We start from the raw sequence: 511 nt of genomic DNA on the forward strand, positions 1-511 counted from the left end.
CTAACGGGTTCCGCCCCGACGTGGGAAAGATCAGCGGCTACCGGTCCGCCGGCGGCGCAGGGGTGCGCCTTGACGGCGGCACTGTATATGCCGGCGCCGACATCAGCCCGCACTTCGATTCCATGCTGGTCAAGCTCACCTGCCGCGGCCGCAACTACCCGGCCGCCGTCAACCGTGCCCGGCGGGCTCTGGCCGAGTTCCGCATCCGCGGCGTCTCTTCCAACATTTCGTTCCTGCAGGCCGTCCTCGATGACCCGGACTTCATTGCCGGCGACGTCGCAACCTCCTTCATCGAGGAACGTCCTGAACTGCTCAGCGCCCGCGGCTCCGCAGACCGCGGCTCACGTCTGTTGAACTGGCTGGCCGACACCACGGTGAATAAGCCGCACGGAGAGCTCCCCGTCCACAGCGACCCCGCGGACAAGCTGCCGGCCAACCTGCCGGAAGTCCGGCCCGGCTCGCGCCAGCGGCTGGAGGAGCTTGGCCCGGAGGGATTCGCGGAAGAGCTGCG

General features: G+C 68.5%; 1 pseudogene. It reads left to right on the forward strand.

Annotation, left to right across the window (positions count from 1 at the left end):
* A pseudogene (locus CXQ88_RS21505) lies at nt 1-511 on the forward strand (pyruvate carboxylase); the annotation flags it as partial.

Origin of the sequence: Arthrobacter sp. ZGTC412, assembly GCF_002929215.1 — a bacterium.
GTDB lineage: Bacteria > Actinomycetota > Actinomycetes > Actinomycetales > Micrococcaceae > Arthrobacter.